Consider the following 19,971-nt stretch of genomic DNA (forward strand, 5'->3'; position numbering starts at 1 on the left):
CTTTCGATTCAGAAGTTAGTTTGCCGCTTTACAGTCAGCATCGCGGATATTTTCACCGCGGATGATTTTTCCATAGATTTCCGCACTGAGTTTTGGTGTACGCTTCTGGGTATCATAGTCCACGTATATCATGCCAAAGCGGCTTTTATAGCCACTCAACCATTCCAGATTGTCATGACTGGACCAGACGTGATAACCCTGTACATTAGCCCCCCTTGCAATCGACTCCTTCATTGCATGGATGTGGTCTACCAGATACAGGCAGCGGTTTACATCGTTCACTTTTCCATTCGTCAACTGATCTTCACCCTCAAACCCTGCACCATTTTCTGTAATGATGACCGGTGGATTGCCGTACTCATCACGCACGCGCTCAAGCAGGGCGGAAAACTGATCGGGTCTTACTGCGCCATTGAAGGCGAGCTTTTCATTTTTCGGGAAGATTATTTCGGGCGAATAGACTTCTGAAGCATTTTTCTGATGGCGAATAAAGAAAGGTGCATAGTAATTAATGCCCAGAAAACCCAAGCCCGCATCATGAATGCGTTCTGCATCTCCGGGCTGGACGTCAATATTCAGGTGTCGGTCTGCTGCCAGCTTGAGTACATCGGCCGGATAGCTTCCTTTGTACATGGCATCAAGGAACCAGCGATTAAGAATGCCGTCAACAAGTCTGGCATCAGCTTTGTCTTCATCCGATGCGTTCTCTGTCGTCAGTACCGGGAAAAATGGCAGAGCAATTCCCAGCCGGCCTTTGTAGCCTTTTACTTTAAAACTCTCCGCTGCTGCTGCGGAGGCCAGCAGAATATGGTTATAGGACTTCAGGGAAGTTTCGAGATAGGGACCAGCAGGAACAATAGGAGGGAGTGTAAGCTCCTCACCTTTCAGCCGCTTCTCGGCCATGATTTTTGTTGCAACTTCAACGGTTGGTTCATTAATCAGTACAAACTGGTCAACCTGATCGGAGAAGTTAGCAAAGATAACCTCAGCATAACGTTGAAACCATTCCACCGACTCCCGGTTTTCCCATCCTCCCGCAGCAGACAGCGACTCAGGCATATCCCAGTGATACAGAGTTACCAGAGGCTTTATTCCAGCAGCCTCTAAGTCGGTAATGAACTGCCGATAGTGCGCAACCGCACTCAGATTTACGGGCCCCTGCCCGTCCGGGATAATACGTGTCCAGGCGATAGAGAAGCGGTAGCTGTTCAGGCCGAGCTCTTTAAACAGCTGGATATCTTTTAGGTACTGATCACGGTCGTAAAAGTTTATAGCAACGCTCCCCGATATGCCGGGGCCGGCCAGGTGCTTCTCATCAAGATAGTAATCCCATACAGACCGGCCTTTACCGTCTTTATTTGTTGCTCCCTCAACCTGATAGGCAGCAGAAGCTGCCCCCCACAGAAAATTATCAGGAACGTCAGCTGCAGTGGCCATGTTCATCACTGCAGTCATACCTAACGCCAGCATTCCGTTTTTCATCGCTTACTCCTCTTTTGACATAATCAGGCTAACGAAAAATTTTATGATGTCCCGACGGGTAAAACCGGGACGGGCATCATGTATAGCAGCAATATATCATCAACAGATGATATATTGCGTGAGCGTTTTCTTTTTTACGGGTTTGCCTGCATACATCGCCGGTCTCTTTGAGACGCCACCTGCTAAAAGCATGGCGCACTTATGCGACAGGTCAGTGGTTCAGGAATGTTCAGAGACAACGAACAGACGTATAGCCTCATCAGCAATATCAGAGGAAAGAGAGGTGGATTGAGGGGCATCCGGATCGATCAGACCTGGAGTGATCAAAGGCAACGAAATTGCTGAAATCATTAATGCAAAAGTCAGCGAGGGTTGATTACTTCTGATGATGCCTTTCTCCATCGCCAGTCTGATGACGGGCAGACAGCTGTCACGAAACGGCGTAACCAGATGCAGGAGAAGGTATTCAAGCCGTTCGTCGCCCCTCGCCGCCTCGTTCAGCAGCAGCGAGGGAAACTCTGGAATTTCCACGCTGATAGCGGTCAGGTGGCGGATAAACCGGCGAAACCCTTCAGCTGGATTGATACTGAACGAGTGTTCAATTGCACTGATTTCTTCAAGATGATGCCGTTGCTTATCCAGCAGATGTTCAAGAACCGCATTCCAGAGATCGGATTTTGAACCGAAAAGGCGCGCCACCAGAGCCATATCCACACCGGCTTCAGCTGCGATTTTTCGTAAAGATGTACCGTCATAACCATTTTGTGAAAAAAAACGTGTAGCTACGGGAAGAAGCGCATCCCGCCCTGATACTGCCCCGCCGGGGCGGCGACCCCGTACTGAAGGTCTGCTTTCTTGTGAGCTCATGTGATTCCGTTTTTGATAAGCACCGGACCAGGCCGGTGCTTTTTACTGATCAAAATACCATGCCCATTTTACTCACAACCGGGATCTGAAGGTAACTGTCATATTTTCCACCAAAATGAATGATATGCCGGCCTGCATTCCGGCTCACCGGGGTAGCTACCTGCTGTTCACTGACAAATGGCAGAAGCGTTGACGCCGGACCGCCGAGGGAAATACGTTTAATTTTCTCACCTGGCATAAAGGTTCCTCCGGAAGCTGGCAGTTCAATGACGGCAGAGCCAAACCCCATGTCAATACTTGTGGGTATTGGGCGGTGTGCAGCAATGGTCAGCACCAGTTTTTCACCTGCATGATAAAGCATGCTCATCGGCCAGATACCTATTTCCACAGGTACAATCTCCCCAGCGTGCAGCTTCTCTTCACGGGTGTGCGTGTGGAATGGCTCTGTTTCAGTTGACAGCTTGGGATCAAGCGCGCGCTGGGAAACCCTCAGTAGACCGGATGCGACCACCGGACCTTTCACGCCTTCTCCCAGCAGACGTTCAAACGGTTTTCCGTCTTTACTTCGTTTCTCAACGCCAACCTCAAGCTCCATATCATCAGCCCCCTGGGCTTCAACCCAGAGCTTCAGTTTCATGTAGCCTGTGAGCTCTGTATCCTGCGTGAAGGTAAAGTGAAGCTCCGTTTTCCCTTCACCGGAAACGTCATAGGACAGAGACGCCGGTATGTTCTGACCCAGAGGGCTGAGCTGCGCGCCGGAAGTAATAAACATTTTTTTCAGATGAGTATGGGGCAGTGGCCAGCTGTCTTCAGTCCGGTCAACAATATCTGTACCGCCGTCATCCAGGACGCAGATACGCACGCGAGGGGTGTTTTCCCAGCCATTGTTATGGCCCTTGAGATAATGGTCAAAAAATGCCAGAAGCTCCTGCGAATAGGCGGGCGTATAAAAATCCAGCCATTCGTTTGTGTTATTAACCCGCAGCCATTTTTCTTCTGAAGCTATCTGACGGTAACCGGCAAACGATCCGTGGGTATGAGCGTGATTGGTATAGCTTGCGACAACGTACGCCGGGATGCTGATACGCTCAAGCCTTGCCTTTTTGTCTTCCCAGTAGGCATCCATCAGCTGTTTTTCCACTATCATCCGGGGCTGATCTTCGACAAGGTTCTCACCGGCGAAAGATTTCAGTATGACTTCAGGAAATGCTGGCGCAGGTATTCCTCCACGATTGCCCGTCTCTCTGAAATGATCGACAAACCCTTCCCAGGGCGCGATAGCCGTGAGATGAGGAGGCTGCTCGGCTGCAATAAACCACTGCGAGACGGCAAGCCAGGAGTTTCCTGCCATCCCCACTTTTCCACTTGACCAGGACTGCTGCGCGGCCCATTCAATAAAATCATAACCGTCTTCAGCCAGCTGCCGTCCCCAGTAAGAGATATGACCTTCAGATTTATAAGCCCCACGTGGATCTGGATTCAGAATAACGTAGCCTTCGTTGACCCAGAAAGCCGGATCGGGGCCTTCAAACTTCTGAAGTTCTGAGACCCACTCCAGCGGCACGCCGGAGCGCTCGTGTATATCATCCAGCCACTGACCGCCTATCTCTTTTCCATAGGGACTCCATGCTACCAGGGCCGGGTATTTCCCTTCCGCTACCGGGCGGAACACATCCGTATAAATGGTTGTACCGTCACGCATTTTAAGCGCAACGTCCCGCTCAAAAATGATGTCACAGGGCAGTGGTTTTGCCCCCTCACGCCGGATGGTCCCTTTTTTTAGCAGAGTCGTGCCGGGAGAAAATCCGGGATAGCGAGCGCGGGGAGCATTAAGAGGCAGCGGACGCCGATACCAGACAGAATAAGCGCTGTCGCCATAAATTTTTGTATTTTGCACGATACGATTCCCGTTTGTACTGCCGCTCTGAGCAAATGCCAGTCGCGGCATCATCATATGTGTAACGGCCATTCCCACTGCACCCGCCAGTAGCGAGCGTCGTGAAACTTCCGGGCCAGCTGGTTTCACTTTATTCATCACACCCTCTTTAAATCATCAATTGATGATTTAATTCTAAAGCGGATCGTTTACAAGTCAATCTGCTTGTTGCCGGACCACGATCCATGCCGCATTTTGTGCAAAAAAAGCCAGCTTCCGCTGGCCTGACTTGTTAAATCTCTATGACAATTTTACCCGTATGCTTACCGGCAAGCTGATGCCGGAATGCGTCCTGCAGCTCCCCGAGCGGCAAAACTTTATCAATAACGGGACGTACATCAGAGGCTTCAAAAGCGCGGATCATCTCTTTCTGATGCTCACGGCTTCCAACGGTGATGCCCCGGACGGTTAGCTGCTTGCCCATTATTGCCGCCGTAGGGACTTCTCCGGCAATGCCGGTAAATACGCCAATAAGCGTAATCCGGCCGCCTATGCGCGCTGCGGCAATTGACTGAGCCAGCGTGCCGGGGCCGCCAATTTCAATTACATGATCAACCCCCCGTCCACCGGTGAGCTCGAAGATTTTTTTACCCCAATGCGGCTCTTTACGATAATTAACTACACCGGCAACACCCTGATCACGCAGCCAGGCCATTTTTTCTTCAGAGGAAGACGTGCCCCAGACCCGGGCTCCGGTCATTTTTGCCAGCTGCAGGGCAAAAACGGATACGCCCCCGGTGCCCAGGATAAGAACATCTTCCCCCGGGCGCAGATCGCCTTCGGTAATCAAAGCCCGCCAGGCCGTCAGTGCTGCGGTAGGGAGCGTTGACGCCTCGGCATGCGTCCATCCTGCGGGGGAATGCGTGAAGAAACGGGCGGGACGGACAACGTATTCCGTGGCATATCCATCAATGCCGTCTCCGGGCGTTCGGCTGAAACCGGCGAGTGGGCACTCTCCTTTGTCCCAGTCCGGAAAAAATGTTGATACCACCGCATCCCCGGGTTGAAAATCTGTGACGCCTTCTCCGACGCTTTCGACGGTTCCAGCGCCGTCAGACATTAGGATACGACCCGCCTGCGCGGGCAGGGTACCCGCAGCGACGTTGTAATCGTGAAAGTTAAGCGAGACATTATGAATGCGGACGCGTATTTCACCTTTGCCTGGCTGGCCCGGATCGGTAACGTCTGTAAAGGCGATATTATCTACGCCCGCTTCATTGCCAAGGAGTACAGCTTTCATCGTGAAGGTTTTCCCCGTATCCGATAGAGTAAACTATGACTTTAGCCCTCTTTAACGTCCAGGATAAGTACCTACAAAAATGTCTGTATTCTCTGAACCTGCTAATGTAAAAAAAAATGTGCTGGCGACCCGGTTACGCAACGGAGAAACATTTGATGCGACGTGTCCTTCCAGAAGGCTGCTCAGTCACCTGACAAGCCGGTGGGGAACCCTGACGCTGATAACCCTCATGGATGGTACTCATCGTTTTGGAGAGCTGAAACGTAAAATGGGCGGAATTACCGACAGAATGTTGATAAAAACGCTGCAGGAACTCGAAAGCGCGTCCCTGGTCCACAGAAAGGTTTATCCCGTTTTACCGCCTCATACTGAATATGCGCTCACCGCTCCGGGACGTGAGGCGGCGGCACATATTGAAAGGCTGACCGACTGGATCAGTAACCACATTGACGGCACATGAAGCCGGACGGTGAATTATGTATTGGATGCGACTCTGGCCGGCGCGCGAAATTTTATAAACAATGAAAATAACGCACCGATTACCGCAGCGGATAAAAATACGGTTGAAGTGGTACCCGGAAGATAAGCCATGAACGCGGACAAAAACTGCCCAAGAAAGATAGCCATTGATAGCCGTGCCAGATTTCTTCCACGCACAGCGTTACTGCTGAGCTCGACAATAAGGTGATTTACCAGGGGAACGGAAAAACCGAATCCCAGTCCCAGTGCGATTCCCCCGGGGATCAGGAAAGGCATGGAAGACGCAAAAGCAAAGATCAGATGAGCAAGCGCGTAAAAGCCGAAAGCAATGGATAAGGTTGAAAAATCACTGTAACGGCTTACCAGCTTCGGCATCAGCCAGGCCCCACAGACGGCAACCAGAGAAACAAATGAGAGAAAATATCCCGTCTGAGACTCGGTGTTTCCCATTTTATGCAGGTGCAGGGGTAAGACAACAATGGCGGTAAAGAAGACAATCATGGACATCAGCGCGGCTGCCCAGGTCATCAGAACGGCTGGTGAAGTGGTACCCTGGCTGACATCCGTTTTAATCTGTTCAGACTCCGCTCTGTTGTCAGGTCGCGGAACAAACATCAGTACCATCAGCAGCATCAGCCAGGCAAATAAATAGAGCGCGAACGGCCAGCGCCACCCTGCAGCGGCAAGTAACCCGCCGATAAACAGGAATATGACGCCGCCCAGCTCAATCGACATACCCTGCCGCGCAATCATCTTCATACGTTCTGGCCCATTATAAAATACTGAAATCAGACCCGTTCCTGCAGTCATGATCAGCGCCGTCGCCCCTCCCAGCAGGAAGCGATCGGCAAAGACTGTAATGTAACCGGAAAGAAATGCACCGGCTGAACCTAACAAGCCGTACAGGAAAAGCCCGAGGCACAGTGCCCTGTAAAGCCCCGCCCGCTCGATGAATTTACCGGCAAGCGGTCCAAGCAGCACCACTCCCAGAGACGGTAGGGTAACAAGCCAGCTCTCTGCACCTTTCACGTTCAGTGCATCAGAAATACTGGTCAGTCCCGGCACGATTACGCATCCCACCATAATTGTCAGGCAGGCCACGGCCAGAAGCGTAACCCCCCCAATTTTATTTATCTGTAACATAAATTGCTCCATAATGACCGATATTCGGACGATAGCGTCCGCCATTCGGATATAGTATTCTGACTTCTATCCGATGATGTCAATGCGCAAAATGTAAGTTGAAAGTAAGGAGTCTCCATGCCGGCCAAATCTGCTGATTCGGGTACAAGTGTTATCGTTCGGGCAGCTCTGCTGCTGCGGACGCTTGAAGAACATCCTCGCGGGCTGACGATCGCCGCTTTGTCGCGTTATACCGGAATGCCGCGTACGACGGTACACCGGCTGGTCAGTTCACTGGAGGCTGAAGAACTTTTACTGAGTGCGGCAGGTTTTATCCGGCTGGGTCCTGCGCTGACAAGACTTGCGGCTTCAGCGCATACGGATGTGGTTGCTCTGGCGCGTACGCCTATGGAAATGCTGGGACGCCGGACGCGGGAAACCGTCGATCTCAGCGTTATGCGTGGTGCCCATGCGCTGCTCATCAGTCAGTATGCTTCCGATCAGGAGTTGCGTGTCATTTCACCGGTTGGAACCGCTTTCCCTAGCCACTGTACCGCTCCAGGAAAAGCGCTGCTTGCCCGTCTGGAAGACGAGCAGATAGTATCGTTTTATAGCCATACGCCTGAAATCAGGACGCAAAAATCATTAAGCAGCGTGGAAGATATTCTTGCTGAAGTCGCCAAAGTGCGAAAGGCGGGACATGCGGTAGATTATCAAGAACATGCGCAGGGTGTATGCGGCCTCAGCGTTCATATACAGTCTTCCCTGAGCGAGTTGTATGCTGTCTCCGTTGCCGTTCCGTCCCTGCGGTTTGAGGAAAAAAAGGAGTTTCTCATCGTATCTCTGATGAAATGCAAAGCGGAAATTGAAGCTATGATTTCAGGCTGATTATTTTATATAAGAGTGTCCGTAACGTCCGCTTCTGACACATAGCCGCTAGGCTAAACACGTATCAAATGCGTCATCATTTCAAAGTCGCCGACTGATAAATCGACTTTGAAATCATTGAGCTGATGAGTAGCTTTGGTTTTCGATTCCGCACTCATTACTTTTTTAATCTCTGTAAGAATCAGCAAAGAGATCAGATCCCGGCTTCGCGAATATCATGCGCGTTAATGGCACCGATAACCTGTCCGGCATCAGATGTCACGGGTGCTGCGGATATCTTCCGCTCCTGGAAAAAAGCCAACGCTTCGGCTGCATGCTGACCCGCTGAGAGGGCAAAACCAGGCGAGGTCATCGCATCCTGCACCGGCGCGCTGAGCGTGCCGCCTTTAAGGGGTCAGTTTGGAGATCGGAAATTTTTGTACGTCAAGCACATTATTTAAGCAATCCAGATACGTAAGAGATTGATTTAGCGTCAGTGGCTATCGCTCTTGCTGTAACGCATTTAGGTTATCCGATTAAGACCAAATCCCCTGAAAACGCTGTATAGGGGGCCGCTGGAAAACGGAAAATATCCTACGTTAAGCCTGTTTTTTAAGCAGTTATGACAGGCAGCTTTGAGCGAAAAGCGGACACCCGCATTGCGTAAACAGGTGTCCGATATTTTGAATATGGACAGATTACTTAACTCGCTTCCCCGTTTCGTCAATGACCTTCTCGCCATCCTCTTTGGTAAACGCTCGTTTCTGACCTTCCGGAAGAATATCCAGCACGATTTCTGAAGGGCGGCAAAGACGCGTACCAAGCGGCGTTACTACAACCGGTCGATTAATCAAGATCGGATGCTGAAGCATAAAATCAATCAACTGCTCATCAGAAAATTTGTCTTCATCAAGACCCAACTGCTCATAAGGTTCGACGTTCTTACGCAGCAATGCACGTACTGAAATACCCATATCTGAAATCAGTTTGCCAAGTTCATCACGAGTCGGGGGCGTATCGAGATAATAAATAATGGTTGGTTCGTTACCGCTGTTACGGATCATCTCCAGCGTGTTACGTGAAGTGCCACAGGCTGGATTGTGATAGATGGTAATGTTGCTCATATCAGTATCTCATTACAAAGTGATAGAGAGCCGCCACGCCAGCGCGGCCAGAGTGACGAAAAGCACGGGCAGGGTCATGATTATTCCGGTGCGGAAGTAATATCCCCAAGTGATGGTCATATTTTTCTGTGCCAGCACATGAAGCCACAGTAGGGTTGCCAGACTACCTATCGGGGTGATTTTAGGACCTAAATCGCAGCCAATCACATTGGCATAAATCATCGCCTCTCTGACGATGCCGGTCGCAGTGCTCCCGTCTATAGACAATGCACCAATAAGTACCGTCGGCATATTGTTCATCACAGACGACAGGAACGCTGTCAGGAAGCCGGTACCGAACGTGGCAGCCCATAAACCTTTGTCTGCCAGTAAATTGAGTACGGCTGAAAGATACTCAGTCAGTCCTGCGTTACGCAGACCGTAGACGACCAGATACATACCCAGCGAGAAAAATACAATTTGCCATGGCGCACCGCGCAGCACTTTCCCGGTATTTATGGCATGACCACGCTTTGCTACCACGAAAAGCACCGCAGCCCCAACTGCTGCTATCGCACTTACAGGGATCCCCAGCGGCTCCAGAACAAAGAAACCGACCAGCAGGAACAGCAGAACACCCCAGCCCGCCCTGAACGTAGCAGGATCTTTAATCGCATTGGCAGGCATCTTGAGAAGCGAAACGTCATATTTGGCGGGGATATCGCGGCGGAAGAAGATATGGAGCATGACCAGCGTGGCAGCTACAGACGCCAGGTTCACAGGGACCATCACGGAGGCGTACTGCGTAAAGCCCAGTCCGAAGAAATCCGCTGAGACAATATTTACCAGGTTGGAAACTATCAGCGGCAGGCTGGCGGTATCAGCAATGAACCCTGCTGCCATGATAAAGGCCAGAGTCGTCGCCTGGCTGAATCCCAAAGCGAGCAGCATCGCAATCACAATCGGCGTCAGAATCAGTGCTGCCCCGTCGTTAGCAAACAGCGCAGCAACCGCAGCGCCAAGCAGTACTATCCAGGTGAAAAGCAGGCGCCCACGTCCGTTACCCCAGCGGGAGACGTGCAATGCTGCCCATTCAAAGAAGCCGGACTCATCGAGCAGCAGGCTGATGATGATGACCGCAATAAATGCCGCTGTCGCATTCCAGACGATATTCCAGACAACGGGAATATCAGCGATATGGATGACACCGGTTACCAGCGCCATCACAGCCCCGATACTCGCGCTCCAGCCAATACTCAGACCTCTGGGTTGCCAGATCACCAGTACCAGTGTCAGTAAAAATATACTCCCTGCCAAAAGCATCTCAGACTCCGTCATATATGATTATGTAAATGTGTCTTCTGTCTCAGCAGGAGGTGCAAGCTGATTTGTCCAGCCATTCACGCACATCCTCTCGCATACATTGCCAGGACGTCGTGACCGTCTCTGCTGCCCATGCTGGCATGTGGGGAGACAGGCGGTAGTGAATCCATTTGCCTTCCCGGCGGTCAAGTACCAGTTCTGCTTCACGAAGGATCGCCATGTGGCGCGAAATCTTGGGCTGTGACTCAGTGGTGGCCGCACAGATATCGCACACGCACAGTTCTCCGGACTCCCGCAGAAGCATGACGATGGCTAGCCGTGTTTCATCCGACAGGATTTTGAAAAGCTGAACAGGTTGTAGCATTTTTCACTCCGTTCCCTTTATAATTTACACATATGGTAAATCATATGTGTAAATTATAAAACACCTAGGTATCCCGGAGGAGAAATAATGGAACACTTTCCTGCACTGAACGCTGATTGCTTTGATCATCACATCGCTGAACAATTACACCTGCAGGAGCCGCCACGGATTCTGATCCTGTATGGCTCAGTAAGAGAGCGCTCTTACAGCCGCTTTGCCGCGGAGGAAACAGGCCGCCTGCTGACAGCGATGGGCGCGGAGGTGAAACTCTTTAATCCCTCAGGTTTACCCCTGCCGGATGATGCGCCAGACACGCATCCTAAGGTCACCGAGCTGCGTGGTCTGGTCAGATGGTGTGACGGGATGGTGTGGAGTTCTCCGGAACGGCACGGTGCTATGAGCGCAGTTATGAAGGCACAGATCGACTGGATACCCTTAAGTGAAGGTGCGGTACGCCCTTCGCAGGGCAAAACTCTTGCGGTAATGCAAGTATGTGGCGGCTCGCAGTCCTTTAATGCCCTGAACCAGATGCGTATTCTTGGACGCTGGATGAGAATGTTCACTATTCCCAACCAATCTTCAGTAGCCAAAGCCTGGCAGGAATTCGATGAGAACGGGCGAATGAAACCTTCGTCCTGGTATGATCGTATCGTCGATGTCGCCGAGGAGTTGTTTAAAATCACACTGTTGCTCAAGGGGCAAACCGTTTACCTTGCCGATCGCTACAGTGAACGAAAAGAGAGCCATCAGGAGCTTTCATCTCGCGTCAATCAGGACAAAATATAACGTCCTTGCTTATTGAGCTCAAACGTCCGCTCCTGGCACGAAGCGGGCAAGTTACCTTAGTTGATGGTCCGCTGTGAGCGAGAAGCGGAAATTCTGCTTACAGGGTAACCTAATCCACATGCCAGAGGATCTCTAAAAGAGAATTGTTCGGTTTAACGGGTTACTTACAGTAGTCCCTCACATTTTTGGGACTTCCGGATTTTGGTCTCTCCCCAAGAATCAGAAGCCAGGGAAGAGATCACGTTGGACTTTTGTTAGAGGGCTATGTCCCGATATTTTTTTGCGAGATACTCTGCATTGCTTATCCACTGCCGAGTAATTGTATGTCTGTTTGGCAGGTCGAGAACGGATAGGGCTTGCTTCCCATTAATTGCATCACCGATTACGTGCGATGAGACGCTGTCACGAAACGCGACAAGTGCTTGAAAGAAACCGTTCCCTGCTGGTAGGCATTGATACATTTTCAGTCGTAGAGGTGTATCCAGAAAAACGTTATCGCTACGGTCAAAAGATGACTTAACCAAATGATAGTCATATACCAGTTCGTCGAACGGATCAAAATCAGTGCTATTCATATAGCCACTACTGAAATCCCATTTCTCTAGCCAGTCTAAATGAGCTACAGGCAGTTTTTGTTCTAAAAGCTGTTTTAGATGGGCAAACTGTTCCTCCATAGCGTTTGGATTTGGCTGAATTATTGACGTAAATTGTACTTCAGGGAAATAACGCTGCCGTGCAAAGAGCGGCAAAAAATTAATATTCTCTAGCTGGCTCCAGTAACGGATATGAACTTTAAATGAGGTGCCATCTTTACGAGTATGTGTCAGATAGCCATCAGGCATTGCATTCTGAATTGAAGTATGTGGACTCGCAGTCGTCAGTAAAAAATAGTGCTGTATCGGGTTAGGATAATTATCAGTTTTTTTCAGCTCAACCTCCAAGTTTTCCAAGGTAAAAGGGCGTGAATACCATTTGCATTGTGCCACCACTGGCAGTGTGTTGATAGGCCAACTTATAATATCAACTCCGCCCTGCGCCTGGCCTGATGAACCAAAACAAGCGAAATTTACGTCCCTACCTACACTTTTACTTACGATCTCTCTCATCCACCAACAACAAAAATCTTCAAAGTCTGTTGCAGAGCGAAAATTCAAGTTACGCATCACAGTTCTCTAAAATCATCCCAAAAAGCGATTATCTCCTATTCCAGTCATGTATGCAATTTCCTATTATAATCATTGTGATAGTTCGTATTTGCTCACAAAATCGATGGAAGAGTATTAAATTAAATGAACTTATCGTTCATGAATCCACCGCATATTAAATTTTGCATGTGGATATAAAATTCCCACCTTGCAAGATTTCTCTTTTTTTTGTGCGTATTAAGTGGAGGCTGTAGCCAATAAATCAGCTGTGATTCAATACTATCTAAAATATCAAGTGCTACTTGTTCAGGTTGTATCCAATCAAGAGAAATATATTCGTTATCAATATAAAACCAAGCGGTGCATCTGTAGATATGTTTTGACTTACTTTGGTACTCAGGTGCATGTAACTTCAATGCTGCGCTATGACCTCCATTGAAGCGCGATGTATTTTTTGTCTTTCCAACATAGACCAATTCTTCATCATCTCCATCACCACAAGATATCAGGTAGATGGGTAGTGATGGTAAGGGGGCTTCACCCAATTCAGTTAAGATTTCTTCCTGTTCCCATCTGTCAAGCCATCCGCCTTCAAGTCCCCTAATGAGTTCACTAGCACTATCTAAGTAGGACTGGGTATTTGCTCTGGCGTCTTTAAGGCTCAACCACTGCATACTCATTACTAAGTGAAGGGGTTCGCATTCCTCGATTGAAATCCAACAGGACCAATCTGGGGTGGGGACATCTATGTGTCCCGGGGTATAAAAACGCTCTGGTATAGGCTGACGCCGGTCAAGCCACCCTTTTAAGGGATTGAACATGTATTCAATATCTCAACGTTTATTTAATGTTAAAAGAAACTAGGTAAGTTTGTATCTTGTAATCTAAATGTCATTTATTGGGTATGTCTACCAAATTATATTGATACAGCTTAACAGGTGTAATGTCCGTTTCTGGCAATAGCTGGCACCTATATTAAAACCCTGTTGGCCCTCCGGCTTCTCTGCATTGCCAATTTATCAGCCCGACTTTGTTAACCATTATGCCTGTGAGTTCCACCAAACCGCCAGAACAGTGTTATGGGCATTACGGCGGGCGTCTGATGGAGAAAGGAGGAAGAAAAGGAGGGTGATAGGACGCTCACAGGTAATGCCGGCTTTCATTATTTCAGACTGATTTTTCTAACTGTGTTCCGGTCGATTAGCAAGGGCCGTTCAAAATTCAGTTTCCCCGCCAGCGCTTTTAGTCAGTACCGCGATTTCCAGACTACGGTATAGTTTTTCTCCAATCGACATGGTATGACCCAGCAACTCATCCAAATCCTGTTCTGTAATCACTACAAGATTTCCGTCTTTATCTTTACCGCCCCGATGCACCAAATGGTTACGCTTCAGCGTGGCTATTTCAATCGCATCGATTGGCCAGTCCTTCTGTACGTCAATATCAAACGTAGCTTTGAATCGCTTCAAAACGCGATCAGTGTTATGCCAGCTTGCGCTGATCAAATGCTCCTTTACTGCTTTGAGAAGCTCATTTCTTACTTTCTCAATAGGTTCACCTTTGAAAGGTAAAGCGGCAATCTCTTTACTTACTTTGAACTCTGACTTTCCCTTTTCAATGAATTCAGTAATATAAGACTCATCTTCATTAATAGCGTTAATGAACAACTCAACATAAAGTGTTTCCAGCGTTGTAATGACATTGGTGTACAGAAGGCTGAGAAGATGATCCTTCCTTTCACCTTCAAACTCTCCGTTAGCTAGGGATTTTATGCCTTCAATATTTCCGACGAATTTAGCGAAAGGCGCTTCGGATGATGTGACCGCATTGTACAAATCATCATCGTACCAGTCGGTGTTATTTGAATTTCCTGACCATTCAAAGCAATCCGCTTGGAGTTCGTCGACTAACTCCTGGATGTAATCGTCCTTAACGAATCCGCCAAAGTACCCCTGAAGCTCTTCATCAGCGTCGTACGGACCGCCATAAATATACGCGTATCCACCTTCCCGTGAGTTATAAGGGCAGGCATTCACTGGGTCTTCGTAGTGTTCATAAAACCAGTTGCGCATCACTTCCAGCTGATTCGCTTTGCTGTTGTATTGCAGGGACTTAAGCGGGACTTTCTTATCATTAATCACAAAGATTTCTGACATATCTTCATGTCTCCCAGACTGGACTATAACCTTTGAATTTTTCCTAAAGATTAATGTAGCACGATTCAGGAAATGCCTGCTGCTGATACGCAAAAACTTCAGCCACTGCCAGGTTTAGATCGCCTCCTGATCCCCGTCAGACCGGACAGTCAGTCCAACTGCGCTAGCCGGTAAAGCGGGCAGACTCCGTTGAACCGCCATAAGCATTGTTTCGGGTCTAGCTGCTGGTTTAAGTATCCCTGCAAAACGGACCATCAATTTTTAGAGAGCCTCTGGCACTTCAACTTCCGTTGTTGGCACAAAGCTGTCTGTCAGGTTAGGTTATGGCCTTGAGCCATAAAAATGTTAGCTCAAATCTTCGCTAACATATTTAGAGGCATTTTACCCGAATTCAATTGTCAATGTGTATTCCTGCATCACCAGAACGAGCTGCGGTACTCCGTGCTGCCGCAATACGCCCGCGAGCAATTTCCACATAATCCGCTTCGCGCTCAATACCGATGAAACAGAATTCTTCCATCGCCGCAGCTTTGCCGGTGCTTCCACTCCCCATAAAGGGATCAAGTACAGTGCCGCCCGGGGGCGTAATCAGACGGCAGAGGTATCGCATCAGTTCTGTAGGCTTTACACACATATGATTGTTACCCTGACCACGGTCCTTTCTGCTGGCTTTCGCACAATAAAAGAACCGACTGGGGCTGCTAATTTCTACCTGCTGAGGGTTATCCCTGAACCAGGCAAGCACTGCGGCACTGCCATCATGGATAAGATTGGCAGGCCATCGGCCATCGGGGTTTCCTTGCCTGGCGATATCCCCGTCACCTTTATTTCTGCCTCGCCACATGTGGTTGGGATCGGAACCTCCCGGTCCATTTGGATAATCATAGGATGATTCTCCTTCTGCCAGAGGGATCCTGCATTCGCCGATGTTCAGAACGCCGGTACCATACACGTCTACGTTGGATGCTATGCTTCCCTTACATGGCTTGCGGGCAAGGGTAATCGGTTCCAGCGCCGGTTTTAACGCGTGGTGAGATTTAGGAAAGCCCGAACCGTATACCCAGCCCAGCATTCCGTCACGTCCAAATGCCGCATCTAGCAATTTGAGCTGCTCCGGCGATAAACTTTCAATGAGTACCCTGGCAGCATTACTGGTCTCGTAAAGAAATACAATCATGTCACGTATTTCAAAGCCCGCATCCTCAATACGCGCTGCCATCCGGTGTTGAGTACGGGATCCCGCGAACGACAACAGATGGCCACCGGGTCTGAGTACGCGCAGACATTCTTTCCAGATCGCCAGTGAAGGGACATCATAGTCCCATGTCTTACCCATGAATTTAATACCATAGGGCGGGTCGGTCACGATGCTGTCCGCAGAGTTGCCAGGCATACTGCGCAGTACGTCAAGGCAGTCACCATGAGTCAAAATGTCATACATGGCGTTCCCTCCCGTCATCGTCAGCAACTGATGAAGACGGGCCACCCTGTTTATCACTGACACTATTTTCCAGTTCATCAAGGGTGCGGAAGAGAAACATCTCGCGGTTCTTCGCGTCAAACGAAACGGGAACACTGTTTCTCATCACCGTCCTGATGCTGGCAAACAGCCTGACCAGTGATTCTTTGGTTTTATCATCCGGCATAACATACATCGCATAGTGCCAGCGTCCGGCGTCGCTGGCGGCAAGATGACTGTTAATAATGCTGATGTAACGGGCGCGGGTTTTCATCGTTCGCTCTGTTTCCACCGCAACGATGGCACCACTGCTTAAAGTAATAATGCCGTCCGGTCGGTGCCGGAAGCCCGGGTATCGCGACATAAACTCTCTCCGATCACCGTTAAGCCAGCCTGTACCGCCTTTTTCCTCAAGGGCGATCCTGACCCGCTGATTTAGCAGTCGATGTTCCAGCGTCGAGTGTTTGAGTTTTCCCGGTTCAAAATAGGCGGGGAAAACCTTGTCATCAGCGCTAACCACCATTGCCAGTCCCTGCATGGTGATCCCCCACAATGATTTTTTCCCGGTCAATACCGGATACTCATGTTTATTGAGGAGACCCATTGCAACCGCTTTATTAAGCAGGTTATACATCGCATGCTTATGTTTTCCTTTATAACCGACAGCTCTTTTTAAGGTCCGGAAATCAGAGAATGTTTCTTCCTTGAGGAAATACAGCAATGTCCGCATTCTCCGTTTTGCGGCTTCATTTCTTTCAGCAACGTTATGAACAAGCATTGATAGCCTCACAGGTTGATGGACGGTTTATGAGTCTGGTTTTCTTTTTCGGTATGCAGAGGGGGTTTATGCTCAAATGAAAACAGGTCGATATATTGCTTCTTCGCCGGTATGTGGAATAGTTTGGTTGCCTTCGCCAGATCGTTCTGAGTAAAAACAAAACCAACAAATTGGGGTAGGTTAAGCAACATGTTGCTGTCTATATAATATCTCTCAGCCTGGCGGATCATCCTGTCCGTTTCTATTTTCTCCGTCAGGGATATATCCGTTTTAACTTTCCTCATTTCATCGTCTACCAGAATGGAGCCGGTCATTCTTGCTACCCAGTCGGCAGTGTCCGGATCGCGAAGGCGATAAACCAGCATAAACTTGCAGTTCTCAATCACCGAACCGGCAACGGCATCACCCTCCAGATCTGCCGGACAATCATATAAATCTTTTACCGACTGGTGAGCCATGATGATATGCACACCTTTATCCCTCGCTGCGCCTAGTCCTTCGAGCGCAGGGCGGGACAGGTGATACTTAAGTTCATCAAGGAAAATAGCGACCGGACGAGGTTTGCCTTTTATCCGGTCACGTGTTTCGGCTATCTGAATCAGGCGGGTTAAAATCATCCGCTGAGCTGATATGATTTTCTGATTACGCATCGAGCCGATGATGTAACAGCATCCGCCTTCATCGAAAATAGTCTTTAAGGAAAATCCGTTCTGGGCGTTAATGGAATTGGCTAATGCGATTTCCTCAAGCTCGCCATAAAAAGCAGGCACATCTTCACTAATGGATTTCACAAAGTCGGTATTAAATAAATCACGTAATGTCATTCCCTTTTCATAAATAGCTGCTGTGTTTCTGGCTGCACGACGGTCGGCAATACGGTAAAAGTCAGCACCTTCGCCTTTTTTACCTAGACTGAAACCGGCATTAAACAGCTCTTCCAGTTGTTCATGAGAAATATCAGCCAGTAAATCAAGCTGAAAATTAAGGTCATTCAGGTTAATAATGACGAATTGTTTTCCGGCTTTCTGACAAGCCCCCCGCAGTACATGCGGTGCCCACTCATCATTTTTAGGGTCTTCGACAAATACGCCTTCACCTGAAAGTATTGCCTGATAAAGCAGTACACAGGCACTGACGCCTTTACCAGAGCCTGTGGTGCCGATAAGGTCAGCGTGTTGAGTTTGAAATTCTTCGGCGGTGATATATTGCGGCTGGTTGTCTTTATCCAGCCCGATAAAAATACCGTTATTCAGGTCAACATAATCCAGCGGGTTATACGCAATACTGTCAGGTAACATGTCTCTGACTTCACGAACATCCGTTCTGACATTTCTTTCCAGTTTGCTTTTTCTAATCATCCTGTGTTTTAGGCTGTCGATTTCTCCGGCCAGCACCCTTCGGGCAGCAATATGAAAAGCCAGACCTGCCAGCGTAAATCCGACCGTCAGTATCCAGAGTGATAATCTGAACAGTATTTTATTGTCGAGTACGTCAAAGAAAAAACTCAGCCCCTGAATGGTCAGCGGTGACAGGGTGCCGAATATGAAAAAGAAGGTGGATACACCCGCCACCGATTTTAACCAGAAGGGGGCGTTTTTTCTTTCTTCACGTGGCAGATGAAAGATGAATGGCAGCGTCAGCCCGGCAAATATGGACAATATTACTGGGTTGTATTGCAGCCACAGCAGAAAAAAAGAAAATGCATCCGAAAAGGCATTCAGCCTTTGCATCAGATGAGTTCCCATTGCAGTGATCTCCGGTCTGATTTCGGTGTGACGGGCGCATCACATGGGCGTTACCGATGGACGTTAAACCCCACGCCCACACGCGACGCCTATTGAGGACGCCCATAAACGGATGAAAAGTACTGAACGTCTCCGACGCTCACGCCCGTTATCCGCGCTTTCAGAAAACAGCCGACGCGTGGTCGTCAGTCCCCTGAAACGTCCGAATGACGGGCAATGGCGTGTGACATTTCGCTCGAGCTGGACGCTCGCACTGCATGTCACATGGGGGTAATGTCGCCGCTGGACGCTGCGCCAAAACCCCCAGGGTCAATGGCGGCACACCGTCGCCGGCTACGCGCGACCACCCCCTTTAAGACGGTCGCTTTCGCCTTTTTCTTCCCTTTACTCGTTCCTCGCAGCGGGAATAAAAGGGAAGCTGACCTTTAAAGAGGGTGGTCGCGCCACGCTACCGGCTTTGGGCCGGAGACTTAGCCGCGACGGTGTGCGGGGCTGTGCCCCCCGGGTAAACCGCTGTCGTGGGCGACAGCTTTTCGCTCGCTGGGGCGGCGAAATTTATCCGGCTCCCCCCGGCCTGCAAAATCCGCGTGGGCGCGGCTGTTTGCAGGTGAGGCGCGGTACCTGAATTATTTTCGCTCCTTAACCCGCGAAAATATTTCTGTCCGCTGCCTCATTTTTACGGCCCCTGTTTCTTCGCTCCTTAATCCGCGAAAAACAGAAGCCGTAAAAACCTGAAAACCGTCATGCTCTGTGCCAGTCTCGCCAGTATTAACCACGAACGCGGCCATATTTACTGATGATCTGCTCGATAGTCGCCGGGTCTGCCGAATCACATTCACTCAAAAATGATTTTCTGGCATCGGCCGTATGGTCAGGAAGAAAGCCGTGTTTATTCTTTTTCACGATATTAAAGAATGCCCGTTCAGCGGAGTGACATTCACTGCCGCCGCTGTTTCTCGTTGTTTTACCGTACATGCATAAAACCACTTCGCATGCATCAGTGGCCATTGCGGATGTTGAACATGACGCCATAACGCCGAGAAATAATAAGGAGAGTATGACTTTCTTCATTTCAGTCACCAGTATGATTAATGAAAGGTTGCGTATTTAGGGTAATG

The 19,971-nt window shown here is 49.3% G+C and carries 19 protein-coding genes; 3 read left to right on the forward strand and 16 right to left on the reverse strand.

The annotated features are described in order from the left end of the window. Positions 1 to 15: 15 nt before the first annotated feature. The 4 genes from ACL2XJ_RS19085 to ACL2XJ_RS19100 form a co-directional block, all read right to left on the reverse strand. Positions 16 to 1,482: a glycoside hydrolase family 1 protein gene (locus tag ACL2XJ_RS19085; protein ID WP_208294505.1), complete on the reverse strand. Its 1,467-nt coding sequence runs from the start codon at positions 1,480 to 1,482 to the stop codon at positions 16 to 18. Positions 1,483 to 1,701: 219 nt separating this feature from the next. Then, the gene (locus ACL2XJ_RS19090; protein ID WP_133824184.1) at positions 1,702 to 2,349 is read right to left on the reverse strand and encodes a TetR/AcrR family transcriptional regulator; all 648 of its coding nucleotides are present in this window, start codon (positions 2,347 to 2,349) and stop codon (positions 1,702 to 1,704) included. Positions 2,350 to 2,398: 49 nt separating this feature from the next. After that, a complete protein-coding gene (locus ACL2XJ_RS19095) occupies positions 2,399 to 4,384 on the reverse strand; it encodes a CocE/NonD family hydrolase (RefSeq protein ID WP_133824185.1) in 1,986 nt (661 codons plus the stop codon). Between the two features lie 133 nt (positions 4,385 to 4,517). Continuing rightward, a complete protein-coding gene (locus ACL2XJ_RS19100; RefSeq protein ID WP_133824186.1) occupies positions 4,518 to 5,525 on the reverse strand; it encodes a zinc-dependent alcohol dehydrogenase family protein in 1,008 nt (335 codons plus the stop codon). Between the two features lie 79 nt (positions 5,526 to 5,604). Between ACL2XJ_RS19100 and ACL2XJ_RS19105 the strand changes: the two genes are divergently transcribed. Beyond that, positions 5,605 to 5,985 (forward strand): winged helix-turn-helix transcriptional regulator, encoded by a 381-nt coding sequence (locus ACL2XJ_RS19105; protein WP_133824187.1) that lies wholly within the window; start codon positions 5,605 to 5,607, stop codon positions 5,983 to 5,985. A 14-nt stretch (positions 5,986 to 5,999) separates the two neighbouring features. Here the strand turns inward: ACL2XJ_RS19105 and ACL2XJ_RS19110 are convergent, their stop codons facing one another. Continuing rightward, positions 6,000 to 7,148: an MFS transporter gene (locus ACL2XJ_RS19110; protein ID WP_187514472.1), complete on the reverse strand. Its 1,149-nt coding sequence runs from the start codon at positions 7,146 to 7,148 to the stop codon at positions 6,000 to 6,002. Between the two features lie 117 nt (positions 7,149 to 7,265). Here ACL2XJ_RS19110 and ACL2XJ_RS19115 point away from each other — a divergent pair, with 117 nt between their 5' ends. Continuing rightward, entirely contained in the window at positions 7,266 to 8,015 is a 750-nt protein-coding gene (locus tag ACL2XJ_RS19115; protein ID WP_187514471.1) for an IclR family transcriptional regulator, read from the forward strand. A gap of 193 nt (positions 8,016 to 8,208) precedes the next feature. On the opposite strand, the gene ACL2XJ_RS19120 is transcribed toward ACL2XJ_RS19115, so the two are convergent. From ACL2XJ_RS19120 to ACL2XJ_RS19135, 4 genes are all read right to left on the reverse strand, one after another. Beyond that, positions 8,209 to 8,367 carry a CBS domain-containing protein gene (locus tag ACL2XJ_RS19120; RefSeq protein WP_243839493.1) on the reverse strand — a complete coding sequence of 53 codons (159 nt, stop codon included), beginning with the start codon at positions 8,365 to 8,367 and terminating at the stop codon, positions 8,209 to 8,211. A 325-nt stretch (positions 8,368 to 8,692) separates the two neighbouring features. Continuing rightward, positions 8,693 to 9,118 (reverse strand): glutaredoxin-dependent arsenate reductase, encoded by a 426-nt coding sequence (gene arsC / locus ACL2XJ_RS19125; RefSeq protein ID WP_413724149.1) that lies wholly within the window; start codon positions 9,116 to 9,118, stop codon positions 8,693 to 8,695. 12 nt (positions 9,119 to 9,130) lie between these two features. Then, a complete protein-coding gene (locus tag ACL2XJ_RS19130) occupies positions 9,131 to 10,420 on the reverse strand; it encodes an arsenic transporter (protein WP_413724150.1) in 1,290 nt (429 codons plus the stop codon). Positions 10,421 to 10,463: 43 nt separating this feature from the next. Beyond that, positions 10,464 to 10,784 (reverse strand): transcriptional regulator, encoded by a 321-nt coding sequence (locus ACL2XJ_RS19135; RefSeq protein WP_269129744.1) that lies wholly within the window; start codon positions 10,782 to 10,784, stop codon positions 10,464 to 10,466. Positions 10,785 to 10,871: 87 nt separating this feature from the next. Between ACL2XJ_RS19135 and arsH the strand changes: the two genes are divergently transcribed. Further along, positions 10,872 to 11,570: an arsenical resistance protein ArsH gene (gene arsH, locus ACL2XJ_RS19140; RefSeq protein WP_413724151.1), complete on the forward strand. Its 699-nt coding sequence runs from the start codon at positions 10,872 to 10,874 to the stop codon at positions 11,568 to 11,570. A 254-nt stretch (positions 11,571 to 11,824) separates the two neighbouring features. Here the strand turns inward: arsH and ACL2XJ_RS19145 are convergent, their stop codons facing one another. From ACL2XJ_RS19145 to ACL2XJ_RS19175, 7 genes are all read right to left on the reverse strand, one after another. Beyond that, complete coding sequence (locus ACL2XJ_RS19145; protein WP_413724152.1) at positions 11,825 to 12,733, reverse strand: hypothetical protein; 909 nt, start codon at positions 12,731 to 12,733, stop codon at positions 11,825 to 11,827. 122 nt (positions 12,734 to 12,855) lie between these two features. Beyond that, on the reverse strand, positions 12,856 to 13,536 hold the full coding sequence (locus tag ACL2XJ_RS19150) for a GIY-YIG nuclease family protein (RefSeq protein WP_012541148.1): 681 nt from the start codon (positions 13,534 to 13,536) through the stop codon (positions 12,856 to 12,858). Positions 13,537 to 13,929: 393 nt separating this feature from the next. Next, positions 13,930 to 14,871: a hypothetical protein gene (locus ACL2XJ_RS19155; RefSeq protein ID WP_413724153.1), complete on the reverse strand. Its 942-nt coding sequence runs from the start codon at positions 14,869 to 14,871 to the stop codon at positions 13,930 to 13,932. Positions 14,872 to 15,262: 391 nt separating this feature from the next. Next, positions 15,263 to 16,312, reverse strand: a complete 1,050-nt coding sequence (locus tag ACL2XJ_RS19160) for a DNA-methyltransferase (protein WP_413724154.1) — start codon at positions 16,310 to 16,312, stop codon at positions 15,263 to 15,265. Beyond that, the gene (gene mobC, locus ACL2XJ_RS19165; protein ID WP_281116380.1) at positions 16,305 to 17,108 is read right to left on the reverse strand and encodes a MobC family replication-relaxation protein; all 804 of its coding nucleotides are present in this window, start codon (positions 17,106 to 17,108) and stop codon (positions 16,305 to 16,307) included. The genes ACL2XJ_RS19160 and mobC overlap by 8 nt, the downstream gene beginning before the upstream one ends. 8 nt (positions 17,109 to 17,116) lie before the next feature. After that, positions 17,117 to 18,853, reverse strand: coding sequence for a type IV secretory system conjugative DNA transfer family protein (locus tag ACL2XJ_RS19170; protein WP_413724155.1), 1,737 nt, complete (start codon positions 18,851 to 18,853; stop codon positions 17,117 to 17,119). A gap of 768 nt (positions 18,854 to 19,621) precedes the next feature. Further along, on the reverse strand, positions 19,622 to 19,924 hold the full coding sequence (locus ACL2XJ_RS19175) for a TrbM/KikA/MpfK family conjugal transfer protein (RefSeq protein ID WP_413724156.1): 303 nt from the start codon (positions 19,922 to 19,924) through the stop codon (positions 19,622 to 19,624). Between the last annotated feature and the right edge of the window lie 47 nt (positions 19,925 to 19,971).

This window comes from Sodalis sp. RH16 (assembly GCF_047324245.1).
In the GTDB taxonomy this organism is placed as follows: Bacteria; Pseudomonadota; Gammaproteobacteria; order Enterobacterales; family Enterobacteriaceae; genus Acerihabitans; species Acerihabitans ligni.